The organism is Phyllobacterium ifriqiyense (assembly GCF_030817885.1).
GTDB lineage: Bacteria > Pseudomonadota > Alphaproteobacteria > Rhizobiales > Rhizobiaceae > Phyllobacterium > Phyllobacterium ifriqiyense.
In genome coordinates, this window is the sequence record NZ_JAUSZT010000002.1 from 14855 (window position 1) to 31776 (window position 16922).

Here is a 16922-nt window from a genome sequence, read left to right on the forward strand (position 1 = left end):
CAACGCGACGGAAGGTGGCTTCGGACAGCTGATCTGATTCTAGTGCGTCAGCGGCCGGGATCGGCAAAAGGCGTTATGTTCCTGACGCGGGAAGAGGAGTCGGGCGTCAATGCCGTGGTCTGGCCATCGCTTCGAGCGCCAGCGGCGTATCCTCATTACCGCGAGCACAATGGCCAATGCCCGTATCCAGCGGGAAGGCGAGGACGGTCATATGCGTTGCGCAGCGCAGCGCCCATTGGACTTATCTGCCGATCTGACAAGCGTTGGTGACGGGGACGGCGGCCTTGGCGATTTCCCGCTTCCGCACGGTTGTGGCGACCAGGTCAAGCACGGGGCGGCCCGGATCAACGCGACAGTCCCAAACCCGCGGTGCAGGAACGGGATATCTGTACTTGTGATCTTCATATTGATAATTTGAAAATCAAATCCAGAAACTTCCAATGAAGGCCCGACTTGCCGCGCCTGTTTGCAGACACCAGAAACCTCGCGGAGATTATCGCCGGGTTCGCGATTCGCCTTGCAATCGGCGCTTAAGGTGCCGAGCGAACCGGCCCGCCGAGGCGGGTTTTGTTAGCTCGATTGAGTATTGACGCAGGCCAACTTGAATTCTTCCGGTGTCATCGGTCCGAATCCCTCAACGTGTACCTTCCAGACAGAATGGAAGTCTATCACTTCAAGGGCATCAACGACGTTATCAAATGACATTACGGCCGAGGTCGTAATTTCGTCGGGGACGAAAAGCTTAACTTTAGAATTTGGATGAATCATCGAACGCTCTCCTGCTTCTACGTTAGTAATGGCCAACTATGAATATCGTTTCAAAGAATCACAGCAGCAGGGAGCGCGAGACAAATGGCCCTCGGGAAAATGACAGAAACTCAGGAACCCCATCCCAATTCCATCGTTAACAACGCGATGGAGGTACTTAACATGAAAAAATTTCTTATCACAGCGTCAATGGTTCTGATGGCTACAACAGCCATGGCACAACAATCCACCACTGAAGCGACAGGGGTCAATTCGGCTCTTGGTATCGCGCCGACGACGGAAGATTTCGTAGCACAAGCTTCGATGAGCGACATGTTTGAGATTGAATCAAGCAAACTCGCTATCGAACGCTCCGACTCCGCCACCAAAACCTTCGCTGAGCACATGGTGAAGGGGCATGAGAAAACGACGACCGAGCTTAAAACCCTTGTGGACGGCGGCAAGGTGAAAGCCGCCCCTGCTACGGCAATGTCGGAGGATCAGAAAGAATCGATCGAAGCTTTGAAGAAACTTCAGGGCGCCGACTTTACGGCCCAGTATCATGACGATCAGGTAGAAGCTCATGAAGATGCTGTTGATCTGTTCAAACGATATGCTGAAGGTGGTGACAACGCAGACCTCAAGGCTTGGGCAGCCAAGACCGTTCCTGAACTTGAGCACCATCTCAAGATGGCCCAGGACCTGAATAAAGAATAGCCTAATGTCTCGAAGTGACAGAAAAACAGCGGCTTCAAGGGCCGCTGTTTCTATTTCGATTGCACCTAGCAGGCTTACGAAGCGCGTCATTTATTCTGCTGCCAGTCTTCGCCATCAGATGTGAATTTAGCGTTCCCATCCTTGGAAGCGAGAGCGCGCCGCGCTCCTCGCAACCTGGGCGCAAGCAATCATGCTTGAGAGTTCCGGCCGAGGTCTTGCCGATCGGGGCCGCGTATCCTTGATTTTCAGTGTTTCAGACATCTGGGATTTTCAGTGTTTCAGACATCTGGCCTCTTCATCAATCTGGATAAACAGCTGGCAACGAACAACGCTACACTCTCGTCCAGCGCCAAAGAGGTACTGTCCGCAACGTCGACAATCGCAGCTAGCATTTCTGCTTTACTCCAGTCCGCAACATGACCATGTCAACGAAGGCGAGAACGGCGTCTTCAACGGCCGCCGCGGTTATTTTCATTAGCCATTATCTTGCTCCGTGTTGTTGTCTCCCGCGTATGCTCAACATGGCAGCGATGGGTTCCGAAATTTCTCAGTTTGATTGGTCGAGCGCGTGAGGTGAGGGTTGCGAATCTGTCGACCTGTTGCGCAGCGGAATCATTACAAGAATAGCGACAATCCCTGCGACAGCGACTCCTATCAAAATCCAAGCCATGGTCTTTGTCATGTTGGATCCTCGCTACGCTCATCTTGCCCCAGGCAGTTCTCAGCTCAGGTACGGGATCCGCTCAGCCAGCTATCGTGCCTTTGGAGGATCGGTGTCTTAATCCGTGGGTTCTTGCCAGTCCACAAAGCGGCTTCTTTTCTGGTGGAAAAGGTAGGGCTGATTGGGCATCCGTCGTCATCGCAAGCTGCAAATCCACCTGTTTCGGGAAGCGAGAGTATCTTGTAACCGGCGGTATCTATGACGGCCAGATCTCCCGGCAAGACTTCCTCTAAGGTAGCGCGGGCTTTGCTAATCATGTTATTCAAATCGCTGTGTTTATCGCCGACCACACAGATGGTCACGCTTTCTCCTGCATCGGATACAAATTCGATGTCGTATTGGAATTGGTTTTTCTTGGACGGTGTGATCACGCTACGGATTACTTTCACAACTTTTCTGATGCCTCCTGACCAGTGATTGGGAGGCTTGACGCTGGGTAGTCTTCGACGGAGAGCATCAAGCCTGCTGCCTCCGGTTGTCAATGCCTCAGCAACAGAGCTCAAATTCGGTAATCTCATAAATGTTCCGCAATTTCTTCTAGACGCAGCACTGCGGTTGGGAACTGAGGAGCCATCCAATGGTTGAAGATGTGGAGGATGGCTTAAATGTTGTACAGGTACGAGTTTTTCGAGGGCACTGAGCGTGACACAGTTGCTGATATAGAGTTGGAAAATGACCTCGCGCCAATCGAAGAAGGTTATAAAACCGCTTATGAGATGGTTGAGGACGGTGTCAAAATAGGCGTTGATCGCTCTGGTTGGTCAATCCAGATTTTCAAGACGGGAATACATTATTAGGGACGATAAGCCTTGCCGATGTGCTCACGCAACGGCCCTCGGAATGGAAGGATTAGCTGTCAGGCTTTTCTTTCCATCTATCCGTCTTTCAGTTTGAAGACGCCGACTGATAAGGATAACGGTGACGCCGACTCGCATAAATCATGGCCACAACCGATTTAGCTGGCGAGCCCCTTGGGACGGTGAACCGCCTTATCAATGGTGTGGCCTTGCGGTCGCTCGCGCGGGGTCATCCATCTCAGGCCGATTGACCACCGTTCTGTTTCCGCGCGCGCCGGTAGGTCCAGGTGACCCACAGGTATCTCGCCGTGACGCCGGTGACACACGCCAGAGGCGGTCCCGGTGGAAGCAACAGGATTAGAATATCCTCCATCGCGTCACCTTATGGATTCATAGCCTACACGTTCTTGGAGATGCGTAACGTTAACTGGGGATCACAACGACGAACGAGCCGCAAGGTTCCTGTTTTTAAACGGTGTGAGAACGCGAGCATTTGAGATTCAAGTTATTTCAGAACGATCAGGCAAATCTTGCGGTTCGCTATGTCTGGAGCATCAAGCCGGGTAGTACCAAAAGGAGCTGATATGTACTATACCGACAGAAACTTCAATTTCCTGTGCGGGTGGCAAAGCTCAATTCGGTTTTCGCACGCCCATTGCAACAGACAATTGGTGGAGTGGAAGGAGAAATTCGCGTCACGTTGCAGTATTTCTTTCAGGCGTGGGGCGCTCGCGGTCCGGCGAAATACCGCGATATGCTCCTGAATTCCGCAACAGAAGAATTATCCAACATAGAAATGTTGTCGACAGCCGTCGCCCTTAATCTGGAAAATGTGCCACTCTCCCTTCAAGAGGAAATGTCGGCAGATTCCATCGGGGGTGGGATCTCAATGGAATGAACTTCAGGCACTTGCTGTCGACCAGATTTGCTGCCCTGCCCGAAAATTCCAACGGTGTTCCGTTTTGCGCTTCGCATGTCTATGCAAGCGGAAATCTTGCTGCCGACATGATGGCAAATGTGACTGCTGAAAGCAGCGGCCGCGTGCTCGCCGTTCGGCTTTATAACATGACAGACGATCCGGGTATGAAGGAAATGCTGTCCTTCCTCATCGCCAGAGACACCATGCACCAGTAGCAGTGGTTGGCTGCCATCGAAGACATGGGCGGATTGCAGGCTGCGATGCCTATCCCCAACTCGTTCCCACAGGATCAAGAGCAAGAAGCTTTCAGCTACGCGTTTGTTAACTGCTTCGTCGACGGAGTGGAGCCTCCGGAAGGGCGTTGGTCCAGTGGAAAATCACTCGATGGAAAAGGCGAATATAGTACCGTTGCGGCCGAGCCATTGGGAGATGTGCCGGTACTTGCGTCACCGCGACCGGAAGGTGGAGCGCAGTTGGAGCAACTGAGATAGTTGGACGTCAGGGTGCCGTGGTTTTGCAAGCGGCGGCACCCTGCCGATCTGTCTCGATTCCGAAATATGTGGCGAAAACTGGAACCATTGCCAAACAGACCTGTTCCATTTTTACCTAAGAACAACGATGGAGACTGAATATGCCCACCTCAGACGAAATCCTGAACGATTGGTTGCGCGACGCTCATGCCATGGAAGAGCAGGCCCTGACTATGCTGAAAGGTCAGCAAAGCAGGATTGAAAACTATCCTGAGCTGAGGGAACGCATCGCAGAGCATATCCGTGAAACGGAAGATCAGGCAGACTCGATCCGCAGTTGCCTTGAGAGGCGTCAGACAGACACTTCGATAATCAAGGATGCCGGCGCAAAGCTGACTGCATTGGGACAATCTCTCAGCGGTCTGTTTGTTGGCGATGAGGTCGTTAAGGGATCGCTTGCAAGCTATACATTTGAGCACATGGAAATTGCCAGTTACAAGATGCTCATCGAGGCGTGCAATGTCGTCGGCGACAAACAAACGCAGGCTGTTTGCGAAAGCATATTGAAGGAGGAAGAAGCAATGGCCCAGTGGCTTGCTGATCATGCCAGCGACATCGTCGTGACCTACTTGCGGCGTGAGCAACAGGGATCGGACGCAGCCAAACGCTAGGCGGGGCTCGGCAAAATTCAACTGGAGGCAGGTCAATGGCCAACTCTGCACCCGATATTCTCCGGCACTTTCGCAAGCGTGAGCATTGTCTAGAGGGCTTACTGGTTTCGCTGTTGAAACGAATGAGAGAGCAGTCTGACGATGCGCTTTACCGAGCCCGACTGACGTACTGCCTTGAGAAATGTCAGGAACGCGCCGAGATCATGAAGGAAACTAAGAGTATTCCTATGAAAAAGCGCGTTCCAGCCGGGGTCCGGTATCTTAAAAGTTTGCATGAAACGTCAACTTACCGAAATCCTTCACAGGACGTAGCTTACCTCGAACTGGTTTATCACCAGTTGCTGACCACCTACCGCACTCTTTCAAATCTTTACTACTGTTTGAATAACAAACGGACTGCTGCTGATCTGCGTTTATGTGAAAAGCTCGTGAAGGATGAACTTCGCAAGATCGCTCAATTTGAGGAAAGCGTCATTCACGTCCTCTGAAGCGCGCATTGGGTGGTCAAGCAGTTCTCGCGTTCATGTCGCGATATCGGAAACAGCAAAAACGAAAAGAGGAGTGAGGACATGACGGAGCAGATTCCATTACCGGAACGCCTCGTGAATGAAGGTTTGCGAAACGAAGCGGGGATTGTAGAAGTCAGAAGCGATCTGGCTTATCTGACAACCGGAATCGTCAACGTGGCATTTATCGGGTACCCGAAAAGCGATTGGGTTTTGGTTGACGCAGGTCTTCAGGGCTATGGTGCGAAGATAGTGGAAGCTGCCGAGTCGCGCTTTGGAAGTTTCGCCACCCCGCGATGCATTTTGTTGACGCACGGTCATTTTGATCATGTTGGATCGCTTGAGTTCTTGCTGGGACATTGGGAAAATGTCCCGGTCTTCGCGCACCCGCACGAGGTTCCGTTTCTGAACGGAACGACGTCTTATTCTCCACCGGATGCTCGCGCAGGCGGGGGTATAATGACTTTGCTTTCGCCGCTGTTTCCTAGAAAGCCAATTGACGTTTCCAGCAGGCTGGCGGAGGTTCCCCTACAAGGTGAGGTACCAGACTTGAAGGATTGGCAGTGGCTTCATACACCTGGACACACGCCCGGGCACATCTCGCTTTGGCGGGAACACGATCGGGTTTTGCTGGCTGGGGATGCTTTCATTACAACGCGGCAGGAATCTGCATATCATGCTGTTGTGCAAACAGCCGAGCTCCACGGGCCACCCCGTTATTTCACACCGGATTGGGCATCAGCCCACCAATCGGTTCGCATGCTCGCTGACCTCGAACCCTATTTGGCCGTGACCGGACATGGAAAATCCGTGAGCGGCCCTGAACTTTCCGTAAACCTGCATCTTCTGGCTGACAACTTCGTCTCGATCGCCGTTCCTTGCTGAATTCATCACTCTAGCGGAACTCATCATCCCACCAACGGTTCAGCTTCGTTTCAATCAGTATAGCGATCTTCGAGACAGGAGCTGACCGGGATCTACATCAACACAGCCTTTGCCAATTGATCAACGAGACAGCTGGTATTTCATCGAATCTCAGTCAGGTGGCGGAGAAATCGCTGTGCTTGTGACATCGAAAATGGCTGCTGAAAGTGACCTTGCGCACCAAGATGACCAAGTTCTCTGTTGGCAGCCAGTGCTGCGAGTTCATCTTCGCCGCTCACGCCGCTGTCGAAAAGAGCCATGACGGTTCGTGCGAGCTCGTTACACCGCTCATGGGTTTTGGGACACGATCAAGCATCCGGGAGGCCTTGTCATGGGCTCGTTGCAAGGTCTCCCAATCACTGGTGGCGAATATTCGTCTGTCTTGATCTAACAATGCCATCACATGCCTCCCTTCATTGGCCGCGAGCAGAAACGTCCAGCTGGGTGTCGCCTTGGCATTTAAGTTCGTTCGCTCGAAACCGGACAAACCTTTGTCGACTTGGGACAAAGGCGTTTCGTTCAATCAACTACCCGCCGTCATAGTTTCGCTCGGGAAATTGACACATATCGGGCGCAGAGGTCATGATGCAGCGTTGGCGGCCTGTTCGCACTTCTTGCGAAATTCCTCCACTTCGTTCTCCGATAAATGTTCAATTCCTATGAATCTGTTTTGTCCTTCACCAACCCGTAACAGTTCATCCAGTTTGGCCTGGATTGCGGCACCATCTCTGTTCTGTGTGTTTTGAATTAGAAAAACCATCAAGAATGTGATGATCGTTGTGCTCGTGTTGATGATGAGCTGCCACGTTTCCGAAAAACCGAAAAGCGGGCCACTTATTGCCCATAGCACCACCATAGAAACGCATATGCAAAAGGTCAGCGGTTTGCCTGATGCCATCGCAACCTTGGTGGCTACTTTATTAAAAGAGGCGCTCAACGACATCGTGGCCCTTCCGTCTTCAGTAGCGGGCGACTAGATCAGAAAAGTAGATTGTCTCAACGGCTTGATCTTCGTCGCGAAAGACCCTGATCATCCACTGGCTTCGAACTTGATCACCGAGAAAACCTCTCTGTAGAAGTTCGCCTGCGATACGGTGTGCTTCTGCAATCGCTTCAGCGTCGTTTTGCAGCTCGATGTCAACAACGTCGTCTGTTCCAATCCCTTCGAAAAATTCCAATCGATACTTCGTCATGGTTTTCCTGCGATATGAAGACAATCGCGAAGGCAGCGCTGTTGCCAGCGCTTGCCTCAAACAATTCAACTATGCCGCCTGAGCGGCCTTGTTAAGCGAATCCTGCCAGAGTGGATAATGCTCCATCAGTAGCTTCTTCCTCCGCCAGCGTGGCTGCCAAAAGTTATGCGCGTCCGAGTATCCCAATTCTTTCGCCCAACGCGCCAGCTACTATACCTGGCTATCTCATTGTGCTCGACTGCTTGGGCGGCAGAATCCAAGCCGGCGTCAAGTGCTGGTTGCCCCTTAAAACCTTCCAAAATTTCTTCGCCTTCAGCGACAATTCCCCCAAAGGCTTCACGTTTTGCCTTGTGCGCGTTTGACTATAATTTCAAAGACCTGCTGCAGGCCATCGACGTGCACCGGTGCTTTTCGAAAGCTGCCTTAAGCTCGGGTGACACCGCTCCTTTTTCAATTTTCTTCAGCGCGGTCAAGATTTTGCGTTCCGCATAGTAGAGCCTTTAAGTGTTTCATAAAAAAGGGTTTGAAGTGTTTTCTCAGCCATTTCGATCTCATTTTGTCAACTTACCATGAGACAAAAAGATCTTGTTCAAAACAGTTCCCCTCTGATTCATTGGAGCGAACCGGGTCGCATAATGCCCGCTTCTGCGAGGCGGTGACTGCTTCGTGTCCAGTCGACCTCGCTCAGCCATCGGCATGCGCAAGGTAAGTGGCGCGTCGCAGCATTCACTATCCCGTTCCTGTGACAAGCGAGCGGACGTTTGGAATTATGCATGATCGTTTCTCCTTAGTTAGGTTTAAGGACCACCTTGATGCAGCCATCCTTTTTGTCCCGAAATGTTTTATAAAATTCGGGGCCCTCTTCGAGTGTTGCCCGGTGGGTGATAACGAATGATGGGTCGATCTCACCCTTTTCGATCCGGTCCAAAAGCAGCGGAAGATAGTGTTGGACGGGCGTTTGCGCCATGCGGAAAGTCAGACCGCGATTAATGGCCGAACCCATTGGGATTTTATCGACGAAACCGCCATAGACCCCAACAATGGAAACGGTGCCAAAGTTGCGGCAGCAATGAATTGCTTGCCGGAGAACATGCGGTCTGTCGGTGCCCATGAAAGTTGCAACCTTGATGCGGTCAACGATTGAATCGAAACTTGCCATGGTATCGGGTTCAGTACCGACGGCATCAATGCATGCGTCAGCTCCCCTGCCATTGGTCAACTCCATTATACGGTCGTAGATGTCTTCGTCACGGAAATCCAACGTTTGCGCGCCGCTTTCCTTTGCTAAAGCCAGCCGTTCAGGGACCGTGTCGATCGCAATTACCCGATCTGCTCCAAGCAGGAATGCGCTGCGTATAGCCATTTGTCCGACTGGACCGCAGCCCCAGATGGCGATTGTATCGCCTTTCTGGATGTTGCAGAAATCCGCCGCCATATATCCGGTTGGAAATATGTCCGACAGAAAAAGCACCTGCTCATCCGACAGGTGGTTGGGGACCTTTATAGGACCGACATCGGCGTAGGGAACGCGGAGAAACTCCGCCTGTCCACCACTGTATCCGCCGAGCAAATGGGAATATCCAAAAAGTCCCGAAGGCGAATTTCCCCACAACTTCGCGGCTTTCGCTTTATTGGGGTTGGAACGCTCGCAACCTGAATAGTAGCCTTTCTGGCAAAAGAAACATTCACCGCATGCAATTGTAAATGGAACGACGACGCGGTCACCAACCTTCAATGCTTTGTTTTGTGAACCAACCTCGACAACTTCTCCCATTGTCTCGTGACCGATAATGTCGCCATGCTCCATTGACGGAATGATGCCATCGAATATGTGCAGGTCCGAGCCGCAGATTGCGCACGCTGTCACTTTGATAATGGCGTCGCGGCCGTGCTCGATTTTAGGATCGGGAACGCTTTCGCAGCGCATGTCGCCTTTACCGTGCCAAGTCAAAGCTTTCATTTTTCCACCTCAAAGAGAAATTGCCCGCCAAAACTTGACGGGCAATTTACACATTAGCGATTTTTATGACTTTGCTGGCCAGCCTTTACGTGCTGTTCATGCGAGCCACCCTGTGAGGAACCTGCTCCTTGCTGGCCGCCGCTTTTCCCCGAATCCTGTTTCTGTTGACCCGGTGTATTCTTGTGGCTTTGCTGGCCTGCTTTTGACTGCTGGTCGCGATCATCGCCACGGTTGTTCTGATTGTTTGGCATTTGTCGTCTCCAAAGTTTCTTAACCCCCGCGCTGAATCCAATCCTGCAACTTTGCGATGGTTCCAAAAAAAATCAGAAGGATACAATCCGTCCGCCAGTAGACAGAAATTGCCACGACCTGACTGGGCGGAACGATACGCTTTTGTGGCGCGACTAAAGGCTGTAGAGCTGATGCCTTCCAGCGCCTGCAGCCGCCTTTGCCGAGCACGGCCTAACGCCCAGAGAAGACGGGATCGAACGCATCGCGTCTTCGCCAAAGAATATGGGGCCGCACCCCGAATTGCCGGATGTCCTGCGGCGGCTGCGCGAGCGCTATAAGCTTGCGATTTTCACGAACTCCGACGACGATCTCATCGCTCTCGCCGTTGCGCGCATCGGTGTGCCCTTCGACTACGTCTTCACCCCCGAACAGGCGCACGCCTATAAACCACCGCGACAACTCTGCGAGTATGCCTATCGTAGGATAGATGTCACACCGGCCCAAACCGTGCACGTTGCGATGGGTATGTATTGAAAGCGCGTCACGAACTGGGCTTGCGGGGTACCTGGGTGAACCGCCGGGGAGAATCCCGGCAATCCAGACTGGCTGCCTTATGCGGAAGTGTCGGATTTGAACGGAGCCGCCGATTTGCTCCTTGCCCATCAAGACTGATTTACAGGTGACGTCCCCGCGGGACGGCAAACCATCTTTCTAACGGGTCCGCCGCTTGTTCGCGGGTGCCTCGCACCAGGATCGGGCGATCTGGGCCGCGATCGTCGCTTTGTCGAGCACCGACCATACTCTGACAATCTTACCGCCTTCATATTCATAGAACACATTTTCGGAAAACTTCACGCGTTTCCCGTTGACGGGAAGACCTAGGAACTCGCCGCTCGGACTGATGTCGAATTCGAGGCGGCTCGCCACCGTTTTCTGGTCGGATACCAGAATGCGTACTTCAAAATGCAGGTCGGGGTCGCGAAATTCCTTTTCGCGGGCCTGTCGATAGGCATCAAGTCCGATCCTCTTTCCATTATAGGAAACCTCGGCGCCGACATAGTCTCCAAGGTTGCCCCAGTCCTGGGAGTTGAGACAGTCGATGTAACCTTGGTACACGTCGCTCAGATTGATCGTCATCGATTTGTTCTCCCTTTCTCTCACGTCATTCGCTCGTGAATCCCAATGACAGCATCAGCGAAAGTGCCGGAAGCTTGGGATATTTGGGCTTCGCGAAGGCCTTACTGACAACTATCCACCCAGGCCAGCCCAATTTAATTGGCCGCCACAGATCCGTGCAACTGATAACGGAAATGCTGCGTCGAATCGCAGGTGAAGAAAATCCCAGCGCTAATAAGGGCTAGTTAAATCAGCGCTGGGATGAGGCCAGCTCGGGGGCGCTGGTATAAACCAGTAAAATGCAACTGTGTGAAACGATCAAGACCGGCGGCCTAGCTCAATGTATTTAGACTCGCTGCAATCGAGGCCCAGTTCCAACCAATTTCCTACCACAGATAACCCCATCGTGAGCAATTGCGCTTACACGGTATCCCGGCTCGTGCTTAATCGAGCAGAAACGACCCAGAGTAATAGAGGCGCGGCATAGTAATGCGACTGCCAGCAAATATGGCCAAACCCGAGTGAGGTAATGTTTGTCTTCCGGGTCCATGCTCCCTGATCCCTGGCTGACCAATCTGCATCAAAGCTTCTGATCCAGCAATATAATCCAATAGTTCTAGATTCAACCTCAGGTATTCATCGTGAAACTGACAGCAGAAATGCTGCGTCGGATCGCTATGGCGTCTCCGAACGCGAAAATCGTCGCCTTGATCATTGACGGCATCAACTCCTATGGCGAGGTGGTATCGATCAGCCTCACCTGTTGGCCCATTATCTCGCTAGTATTGCACTGGAAAGTGGTGGATTCACGCGCCAGACTGAAAACTTGAACTACACGAGTGCGCAGCGGATCTACGATGTCTTCAAGGGATCAAGCAAGAACCATCGGTTCAAATCCGTTGCTGAATGCCAGCCGTATGTTCGCAATCCAGAGAAACTTGCCAACAAGGTCTATGGCAACCGAATGGGCAACACCAAGCCCGGCAATGGTAGGCTCTACCGCGGTCGTACGCCAAAACAGATCACTGGCAAAGCGAACTACGCAGCTAATCCGGCAGCAACTGTTGCGGTGATCCAACTAGATCGACCCGCATCAGAACGGATCGAAGGCAATGATGCATTTACGCCCATGCGATTGTATGTCGGATCGATCGACACCCAACTAATGGTGCAGCCGCACTGGCCGCAGAAATGAAATTGGAGTTTCGTGTCGCCCCAGCAGTATATCAATGTCCTGCCAGTCACCACAACTTTATCGACGGGAAAATACGCCCATAGCGCGCCGCGCTTCTGGCAATGCTCACATTGGCAATCGTTCAGCTCCTCAGTCACCGACGCAATCTGAACAGATACCGCGCCGCAATGGCATGACCCGCCCTGGCATCTCGCCTAAATAACCCTGTATTGAAGCGGAGCCCAGCAACACTTCTTTGGCCAGCGTGACTTTAATATGCAGGCGTTAGATCGTTTGCAGCGAGTAGAGCGCGACCGGCGTCGAGGCTCACCGCCGAGATAAAATGAAGCCCGGCGCGCTTTCAGGTGAAAGATGGGGTGCCGGGCTTCATGCCGCCGCCTTGTGACCGCGGAGACTTCATTATTAAAATCTGGCTACCCGAGCCTGTCAATAAATCAGCCTGGCGTCCTAACAGATGCCGGGGTTGAAAATATTCCCTTCAACCGGGTCGAGTTTGGGGTGGAAATCCACGCCGCCCCAAATAAATATGACTCGCTTTTTCGATTTGTTTGCCGACTATCGTAAAACGTGATTTCACAAATCAATGCAGCGGCTGCCGCGACGAGAAGTCCGACAATTGCAATTGCAACCAAAGTCAATGTAGCTTTCCTAGTCACGCCTTTAATGCGCATGTGATTTCCACCTCTTAGGCTTCAAGGCGGGGGTTGCGCTTGCTCCACTTTTCAAGTTTGCCGGTTGATGATGGGCGGCCAACTGCCTCGACGTAGATGTCGGCTTCCTTGGCGGCCTCGATGAAAGCCATGCGAGCAACGCCGGGTGACAGCTTGCCATCGTAGCATTCAAGCAGTGCGTGCTTGGCAATATTAAGCCTTTCAATTTCGGTGCCCCGCCACTCATTCATGAACTCTGCCGCCTGCATAATGGAGGTTATGACCTTCGTCTTACCGATCCGGCGGGTCATTACAGTTAATTCCTTGACAGGTTTATCGTCCAAGAGTCGGTGAATGACTCTTGCAGCGGGTCGGTTCCGTTCAAACTTGACCGTAGGCCGAGGTTATTCGAATAGGAGCGTTCCCCAAGTCTCATCCCATAATTTGATGTCATCGATGATCCCACTAGGCGAAGAGCACGTAACATCTCTCAAGCATCAACCGCCAGTTCAATGCTTTGTGTCGGTGCCGCATTGAGTGTACGCTTCGATTTAAAACAATCTACCCTTAGTCCAGAAGTGGACAAAGCTAAGGCTGTGGGCTGAGAATGCAGCAGACGCTTACTCGGCCCGATGTTCTTGCTGCTTCCGCGATCTTCCTTTTCTGCGTCCGATCCTTGCCAACCTTTCCGTTCGCCGCGCCAGTTTGGCGGCTTTAATCTCGAGCGCTTTTTCCCTGTTCGCCGCCAGTGTGCTCAGCACGCCGGGATCCCGAATTCCCCGATAATAGAAGTCGATGATTGTCTGAGCCATCCGCTCACCGTGTTCGTGGGTTTTGGGGGTGACGATTCAAACTGTGAGAAGCGAGGCGATACGCTTCTGACAATATCTGCTCATGGATGTCGGTATATCCTAGTTCTCGAAAGTTTGAGAAAGACACCAGTCCTCTCCTGTGAATACGCTTGTGGAAAGGCTCGGTGCCCGTCATCGTTGTGGGAGGGAAGGCACCGAGCCCACGCTGGCGGTGGAGTATCCACAACACCGACAACACAGGTGAAATGCGATCCTGTCGCCGGATGTTCCGCAATCACCGACTTCTGTCCGCCAGTGGACGGGAACTTACTCGCAAGGTCGAGGTTCGTCATTTTTGAAGGAGAAAGCTTATGTCCGAAGAATTTGCGCCTGTCCGCGTCGAAGGTTGCTCTGGCCTTGAGCGAATGCCGCCCTCACATTAAGCAAGTTGTTGGCGACGTCGTCCTTAACGGTGTCGGAGTCTAAGGTAAAAGGTCAAGCCTGGGATCGAGTTCGGCGTTCCAGCGCGTTTGCTTCCAGTCCTGTGGCGGCCGTACTGCCGTTTCCGTTGCCGACCATCACTGACGGTCTGGTCATGCGTTGGTGAGACTTCATCGGCTAGGCAGGGATTGTCTGGTGGTGGACGCAGGATTGAGAGCGCTGTTCAAACATGGAATGCTCTCCTCTTGAAATCTACCGGGAGGTTATCATGGGGCAAAAATCGATCAGCGCTCCAGAGTGTGTAGAATGCCGAGCCACCTATTTGCGTATCCCTCCAGACGTGATCAGCAATGATCAGATATTCTGTAGCAAATGCTGCGGGTACATTGGGCGCTGGCATGAGATTGAACAGTGGTTTAAAGGCCAAGGCAGCGTTTTCCGGCTGCAAAGTGGGCACATCGTACCCATTGACCGGAACGACGAGATAAACGGCTTCCTTCGCGCGCAGGAGCTTTAGCGGTTATTGCTTCGTTCAAGACGCGCTCGAGTTCGGAACGTTCTTCCGCCGAGAGCATCATTCGGTCGACCATACCAGCGTATGCGAGTCATTAGTTCCCGGGCGTTGCAGAGCAACAAGGACCCGGAAAATGGAGCTTGTCGAGGCGTCGGTGGCACCCTGCAACAACCCGATCAGGGCGTGATGACGTCGTGAGCTCCAAATCGATACTTGGCCCCTTCAATGCGGCCCGGAAACCAGAATTCAGAAAATTTTTTACAGCCGGAACTTTGTGCGACTCACGCGGTTGTCATCTCAACGCTTTCGATCGTCCCGCTTGGCGATCCCAGATGAGGCTACTGTATTGAACCGAAAAACTCCTACAAAAGATCGCGTCGATGTCGTTGAAAAGAAACATACGATAGACGCGGTTTCGTTCTTCGAGGATCATCGCAGGGTTGTTATCGAAAACGTCTCGCCGCAGGTTAATGGCGGGCGGTTCCCGGCAAAATGTATTATCGAGCGCCCGTTTACCGTCAGTGCTGATATCTTATGCGATGGCCACGACGTTTTAAAGGCCTGTGTCCTTGTCACACGTGGCGATCGCACGGACGTAACCGCGATGCAGCTGGTCGGAAATGACAAATGGATAGCCGATATCGTTCTCTCCGAGCTCGGATCCCACAGTTTCAATGTCCAAGCGTGGATAGATCCCTTTTCGACCTGGCTTCGGGATTTTCGGAAGAAGCGCGAGGCCGGCCAGGACATTGAACTTGAAATGATCGAGGGCCAGGCCTTGATCGAGCGAGCCCTCTCCAAAGGGCAACTGGATGACGCTTCCCGGCAGACATTGACGAACGCGCTCAATGGCTCGAGCGATCCTGGATCGTTGATTGCTCCGGACGTCATCGAGATTATGTCACTGGCTGGTCCGCGCGATCATCTGGCTCGTTCAAACCCAGCTCTGCCGCTGCTTGCAGAACGGTTCCGTGCTGGCTTCGGCGCCTGGTATGAACTGTTCCCCCGCTCCCAGTCTCCAGTTGAGGCAGTGCACGGCACCTTCAACGACGTAGTGCCAAAACTTTCCTATGTGAAAGAGATGGGGTTCGACGTCCTTTATTTTCCGCCGATCCATCCGATAGGACGAACTAACCGCAAGGGGCCGAATAATAGCCTTACGGCAAGTGAAACCGACCTTGGCAGTCCGTACGCGATAGGCGGGCCGGCCGGGGGGCATGACGCCGTTCATCCGCAATTGGGTACGATTGAAGATTTCGACCGGCTTGTCGGCGCTGCCACGCAGGCAGGCTTAGAAATTGCATTGGATTTCGCAATACAATGTTCTCCGGACCACCCGTGGATCAGCCAACATCCACAGTGGTTCAAGCGCAGACCAGACGGGACCATTCGTTTTGCAGAAAATCCGCCGAAAAAGTATGAAGATATAGTCAATCTGGATTTTTATGGCCCCGCAAAAGCTGAAATCTGGCACGCTTTGCTCGACGTCGTGTTGTTCTGGATTGCACATGGCGTCAAGATATTCCGCGTTGACAATCCTCACACAAAACCTTTTCCTTTTTGGGAATGGTTGATCGCCGAAGTGCGGCATGAGCATGAAGATGTGATCTTTTTGGCCGAGGCCTTCACCCGTCCGAAGATCATGAGTCGATTGGCAAAAATCGGTTTTTCTCAATCCTATTCATACTTCACCTGGCGAAACGAAAAAGCAGAGTTGCAAGACTATCTGACCCAACTCACACAGGGCGAAGATCGCTTCGTTATGCGCCCGAATTTTTTCGCCAACACACCAGACATCAATCCCTTCTTCCTACAGGAGAGCGGCAAGGCAGGCTTCCAGATCAGACTGGTTCTTGCGGCCAGCCTGGTTGGAAATTACGGCATCTATAGTGGCTTTGAGATTTGCGAGGCGGCGGCCATTCCGGGCAAGGAAGAATATCTCAATTCGGAAAAATACCAGTTACGGCAAAGGGACTTCGAAGGATCGGACAATATCATCGGCGATATCGCCCTGATCAATAAATTGCGGGCCACGCACGCAGCGTTCAAAGCCTATAGCAGCTTGACGTTCTACAATGCCTGGAAACGACAAAGTCCTGTACTACGGAAAAATGGATTTTGACGAGGAAAGCTATTTGCTTTTCCACGTCACGCTCGATCCTCACAATCCACAGAGCTTCCATTTTGAAGTGCCTCTATGGGAATTCGGATTGCCCGATGGAGCATCGGTCGAAGTGGAGGACCTGATCAATGGAGGCCGATTCACTTGGCATGGCAAAGTCCATTCTTTGCGATTGGACCCGTCCGTCCGACCCTATGCCATCTGGCGAATTTTTCCTCCAGGAGCAAAGCGATAATC

The 16922-nt window shown here is 52.4% G+C and carries 19 protein-coding genes and 3 pseudogenes; 12 read left to right on the top strand and 10 right to left on the bottom strand.

Annotated elements, in window-relative coordinates; translation table 11 throughout:
• Positions 1 to 109 precede the first annotated feature (109 nt).
• Both QFZ34_RS01690 and QFZ34_RS01695 read left to right on the top strand, forming a co-directional pair.
• A complete protein-coding gene (locus tag QFZ34_RS01690) occupies positions 110 to 418 on the top strand; it encodes a hypothetical protein (protein ID WP_307276059.1) in 309 nt (102 codons plus the stop codon).
• Between the two features lie 512 nt (positions 419 to 930).
• Positions 931 to 1464, top strand: a complete 534-nt coding sequence (locus tag QFZ34_RS01695) for a DUF4142 domain-containing protein (RefSeq protein ID WP_307278822.1) — start codon at positions 931 to 933, stop codon at positions 1462 to 1464.
• A 726-nt stretch (positions 1465 to 2190) separates the two neighbouring features.
• Here QFZ34_RS01695 and QFZ34_RS01700 read toward each other — a convergent pair.
• Entirely contained in the window at positions 2191 to 2574 is a 384-nt protein-coding gene (locus tag QFZ34_RS01700; protein ID WP_307276061.1) for a hypothetical protein, read from the bottom strand.
• 216 nt (positions 2575 to 2790) lie between these two features.
• Between QFZ34_RS01700 and QFZ34_RS01705 the strand changes: the two genes are divergently transcribed.
• The 5 genes and pseudogenes from QFZ34_RS01705 (at position 2791) to QFZ34_RS01725 (ending at position 6433) form a co-directional block, all read left to right on the top strand.
• The gene (locus QFZ34_RS01705) at positions 2791 to 2982 is read left to right on the top strand and encodes a hypothetical protein (RefSeq protein WP_307276064.1); all 192 of its coding nucleotides are present in this window, start codon (positions 2791 to 2793) and stop codon (positions 2980 to 2982) included.
• Between the two features lie 584 nt (positions 2983 to 3566).
• Positions 3567 to 4392 (top strand): annotated as a pseudogene (locus QFZ34_RS01710) (manganese catalase family protein).
• A 140-nt stretch (positions 4393 to 4532) separates the two neighbouring features.
• On the top strand, positions 4533 to 5042 hold the full coding sequence (locus tag QFZ34_RS01715) for a ferritin-like domain-containing protein (RefSeq protein ID WP_307276067.1): 510 nt from the start codon (positions 4533 to 4535) through the stop codon (positions 5040 to 5042).
• Between the two features lie 35 nt (positions 5043 to 5077).
• The gene (locus tag QFZ34_RS01720) at positions 5078 to 5530 is read left to right on the top strand and encodes a hypothetical protein (RefSeq protein WP_307276070.1); all 453 of its coding nucleotides are present in this window, start codon (positions 5078 to 5080) and stop codon (positions 5528 to 5530) included.
• A gap of 81 nt (positions 5531 to 5611) precedes the next feature.
• The gene (locus tag QFZ34_RS01725; RefSeq protein ID WP_307276073.1) at positions 5612 to 6433 is read left to right on the top strand and encodes an MBL fold metallo-hydrolase; all 822 of its coding nucleotides are present in this window, start codon (positions 5612 to 5614) and stop codon (positions 6431 to 6433) included.
• Positions 6434 to 7052: 619 nt separating this feature from the next.
• On the opposite strand, the gene QFZ34_RS01730 is transcribed toward QFZ34_RS01725, so the two are convergent.
• From QFZ34_RS01730 to QFZ34_RS01750, 5 genes and pseudogenes are all read right to left on the bottom strand, one after another.
• On the bottom strand, positions 7053 to 7415 hold the full coding sequence (locus QFZ34_RS01730) for a low affinity iron permease family protein (RefSeq protein WP_307276077.1): 363 nt from the start codon (positions 7413 to 7415) through the stop codon (positions 7053 to 7055).
• A 16-nt stretch (positions 7416 to 7431) separates the two neighbouring features.
• On the bottom strand, positions 7432 to 7665 hold the full coding sequence (locus QFZ34_RS01735) for a DUF6894 family protein (protein ID WP_307276080.1): 234 nt from the start codon (positions 7663 to 7665) through the stop codon (positions 7432 to 7434).
• A 125-nt stretch (positions 7666 to 7790) separates the two neighbouring features.
• Positions 7791 to 8105: pseudogene (locus tag QFZ34_RS01740) on the bottom strand (YciE/YciF ferroxidase family protein).
• Positions 8106 to 8452: 347 nt separating this feature from the next.
• Complete coding sequence (locus QFZ34_RS01745; RefSeq protein ID WP_307276083.1) at positions 8453 to 9625, bottom strand: zinc-dependent alcohol dehydrogenase; 1173 nt, start codon at positions 9623 to 9625, stop codon at positions 8453 to 8455.
• A 53-nt stretch (positions 9626 to 9678) separates the two neighbouring features.
• The gene (locus QFZ34_RS01750; RefSeq protein WP_307276086.1) at positions 9679 to 9876 is read right to left on the bottom strand and encodes a hypothetical protein; all 198 of its coding nucleotides are present in this window, start codon (positions 9874 to 9876) and stop codon (positions 9679 to 9681) included.
• Positions 9877 to 10138: 262 nt separating this feature from the next.
• Here QFZ34_RS01750 and QFZ34_RS01755 point away from each other — a divergent pair, with 262 nt between their 5' ends.
• Positions 10139 to 10390, top strand: coding sequence for an HAD family hydrolase (locus QFZ34_RS01755; RefSeq protein ID WP_307276088.1), 252 nt, complete (start codon positions 10139 to 10141; stop codon positions 10388 to 10390).
• 177 nt (positions 10391 to 10567) lie between these two features.
• Here QFZ34_RS01755 and QFZ34_RS01760 read toward each other — a convergent pair whose 3' ends face one another.
• The gene (locus QFZ34_RS01760) at positions 10568 to 10993 is read right to left on the bottom strand and encodes an ester cyclase (RefSeq protein WP_307276091.1); all 426 of its coding nucleotides are present in this window, start codon (positions 10991 to 10993) and stop codon (positions 10568 to 10570) included.
• A 620-nt stretch (positions 10994 to 11613) separates the two neighbouring features.
• Here QFZ34_RS01760 and QFZ34_RS23400 point away from each other — a divergent pair.
• Both QFZ34_RS23400 and QFZ34_RS01765 read left to right on the top strand, forming a co-directional pair.
• A complete protein-coding gene (locus QFZ34_RS23400; protein WP_442439615.1) occupies positions 11614 to 11802 on the top strand; it encodes a hypothetical protein in 189 nt (62 codons plus the stop codon).
• Positions 11736 to 12167 (top strand): hypothetical protein, encoded by a 432-nt coding sequence (locus QFZ34_RS01765; protein WP_307276093.1) that lies wholly within the window; start codon positions 11736 to 11738, stop codon positions 12165 to 12167. Before QFZ34_RS23400 ends, QFZ34_RS01765 begins: the two co-directional genes overlap by 67 nt.
• Before the next feature lie 2 nt (positions 12168 to 12169).
• On the opposite strand, the pseudogene QFZ34_RS23405 reads toward QFZ34_RS01765, so the two are convergent.
• From QFZ34_RS23405 to QFZ34_RS01775, 3 genes and pseudogenes are all read right to left on the bottom strand, one after another.
• A pseudogene (locus tag QFZ34_RS23405) lies at positions 12170 to 12304 on the bottom strand (GFA family protein); the annotation flags it as partial.
• Between the two features lie 548 nt (positions 12305 to 12852).
• Positions 12853 to 13128 (bottom strand): DUF982 domain-containing protein, encoded by a 276-nt coding sequence (locus tag QFZ34_RS01770; protein ID WP_307276098.1) that lies wholly within the window; start codon positions 13126 to 13128, stop codon positions 12853 to 12855.
• 309 nt (positions 13129 to 13437) lie between these two features.
• Positions 13438 to 13629 (bottom strand): hypothetical protein, encoded by a 192-nt coding sequence (locus QFZ34_RS01775; RefSeq protein WP_307276100.1) that lies wholly within the window; start codon positions 13627 to 13629, stop codon positions 13438 to 13440.
• A gap of 1280 nt (positions 13630 to 14909) precedes the next feature.
• Between QFZ34_RS01775 and QFZ34_RS01780 the strand changes: the two genes are divergently transcribed.
• Both QFZ34_RS01780 and QFZ34_RS23275 read left to right on the top strand, forming a co-directional pair.
• Entirely contained in the window at positions 14910 to 16685 is a 1776-nt protein-coding gene (locus tag QFZ34_RS01780) for an alpha-1,4-glucan--maltose-1-phosphate maltosyltransferase (RefSeq protein WP_307276101.1), read from the top strand.
• Positions 16675 to 16920: a hypothetical protein gene (locus tag QFZ34_RS23275; RefSeq protein ID WP_370878669.1), complete on the top strand. Its 246-nt coding sequence runs from the start codon at positions 16675 to 16677 to the stop codon at positions 16918 to 16920. Before QFZ34_RS01780 ends, QFZ34_RS23275 begins: the two co-directional genes overlap by 11 nt.
• Positions 16921 to 16922 lie beyond the last annotated feature (2 nt).

Bases quoted from the DNA above. Each gene is read 5' to 3' on its own strand.
- QFZ34_RS01695 (WP_307278822.1), top strand. From the start codon at position 931: ATGAAAAAATTTCTTATCACAGCGTCAATGGTTCTGATGGCTACAACA.
- QFZ34_RS01720 (WP_307276070.1), top strand. From the start codon at position 5,078: ATGGCCAACTCTGCACCCGATATTCTCCGGCACTTTCGCAAGCGTGAG.
- QFZ34_RS01690 (WP_307276059.1), top strand. From the start codon at position 110: ATGCCGTGGTCTGGCCATCGCTTCGAGCGCCAGCGGCGTATCCTCATT.
- QFZ34_RS01705 (WP_307276064.1), top strand. From the start codon at position 2,791: ATGTTGTACAGGTACGAGTTTTTCGAGGGCACTGAGCGTGACACAGTT.
- QFZ34_RS01770 (WP_307276098.1), bottom strand. From the start codon at position 13,128: ATGACCCGCCGGATCGGTAAGACGAAGGTCATAACCTCCATTATGCAG.
- QFZ34_RS01775 (WP_307276100.1), bottom strand. From the start codon at position 13,629: ATGGCTCAGACAATCATCGACTTCTATTATCGGGGAATTCGGGATCCC.
- QFZ34_RS01760 (WP_307276091.1), bottom strand. From the start codon at position 10,993: ATGACGATCAATCTGAGCGACGTGTACCAAGGTTACATCGACTGTCTC.
- QFZ34_RS01745 (WP_307276083.1), bottom strand. From the start codon at position 9,625: ATGAAAGCTTTGACTTGGCACGGTAAAGGCGACATGCGCTGCGAAAGC.
- QFZ34_RS01730 (WP_307276077.1), bottom strand. From the start codon at position 7,415: ATGTCGTTGAGCGCCTCTTTTAATAAAGTAGCCACCAAGGTTGCGATG.
- QFZ34_RS01735 (WP_307276080.1), bottom strand. From the start codon at position 7,665: ATGACGAAGTATCGATTGGAATTTTTCGAAGGGATTGGAACAGACGAC.
- QFZ34_RS01750 (WP_307276086.1), bottom strand. From the start codon at position 9,876: ATGCCAAACAATCAGAACAACCGTGGCGATGATCGCGACCAGCAGTCA.
- QFZ34_RS01715 (WP_307276067.1), top strand. From the start codon at position 4,533: ATGCCCACCTCAGACGAAATCCTGAACGATTGGTTGCGCGACGCTCAT.
- QFZ34_RS01755 (WP_307276088.1), top strand. From the start codon at position 10,139: ATGGGGCCGCACCCCGAATTGCCGGATGTCCTGCGGCGGCTGCGCGAG.
- QFZ34_RS01725 (WP_307276073.1), top strand. From the start codon at position 5,612: ATGACGGAGCAGATTCCATTACCGGAACGCCTCGTGAATGAAGGTTTG.
- QFZ34_RS23275 (WP_370878669.1), top strand. From the start codon at position 16,675: ATGGATTTTGACGAGGAAAGCTATTTGCTTTTCCACGTCACGCTCGAT.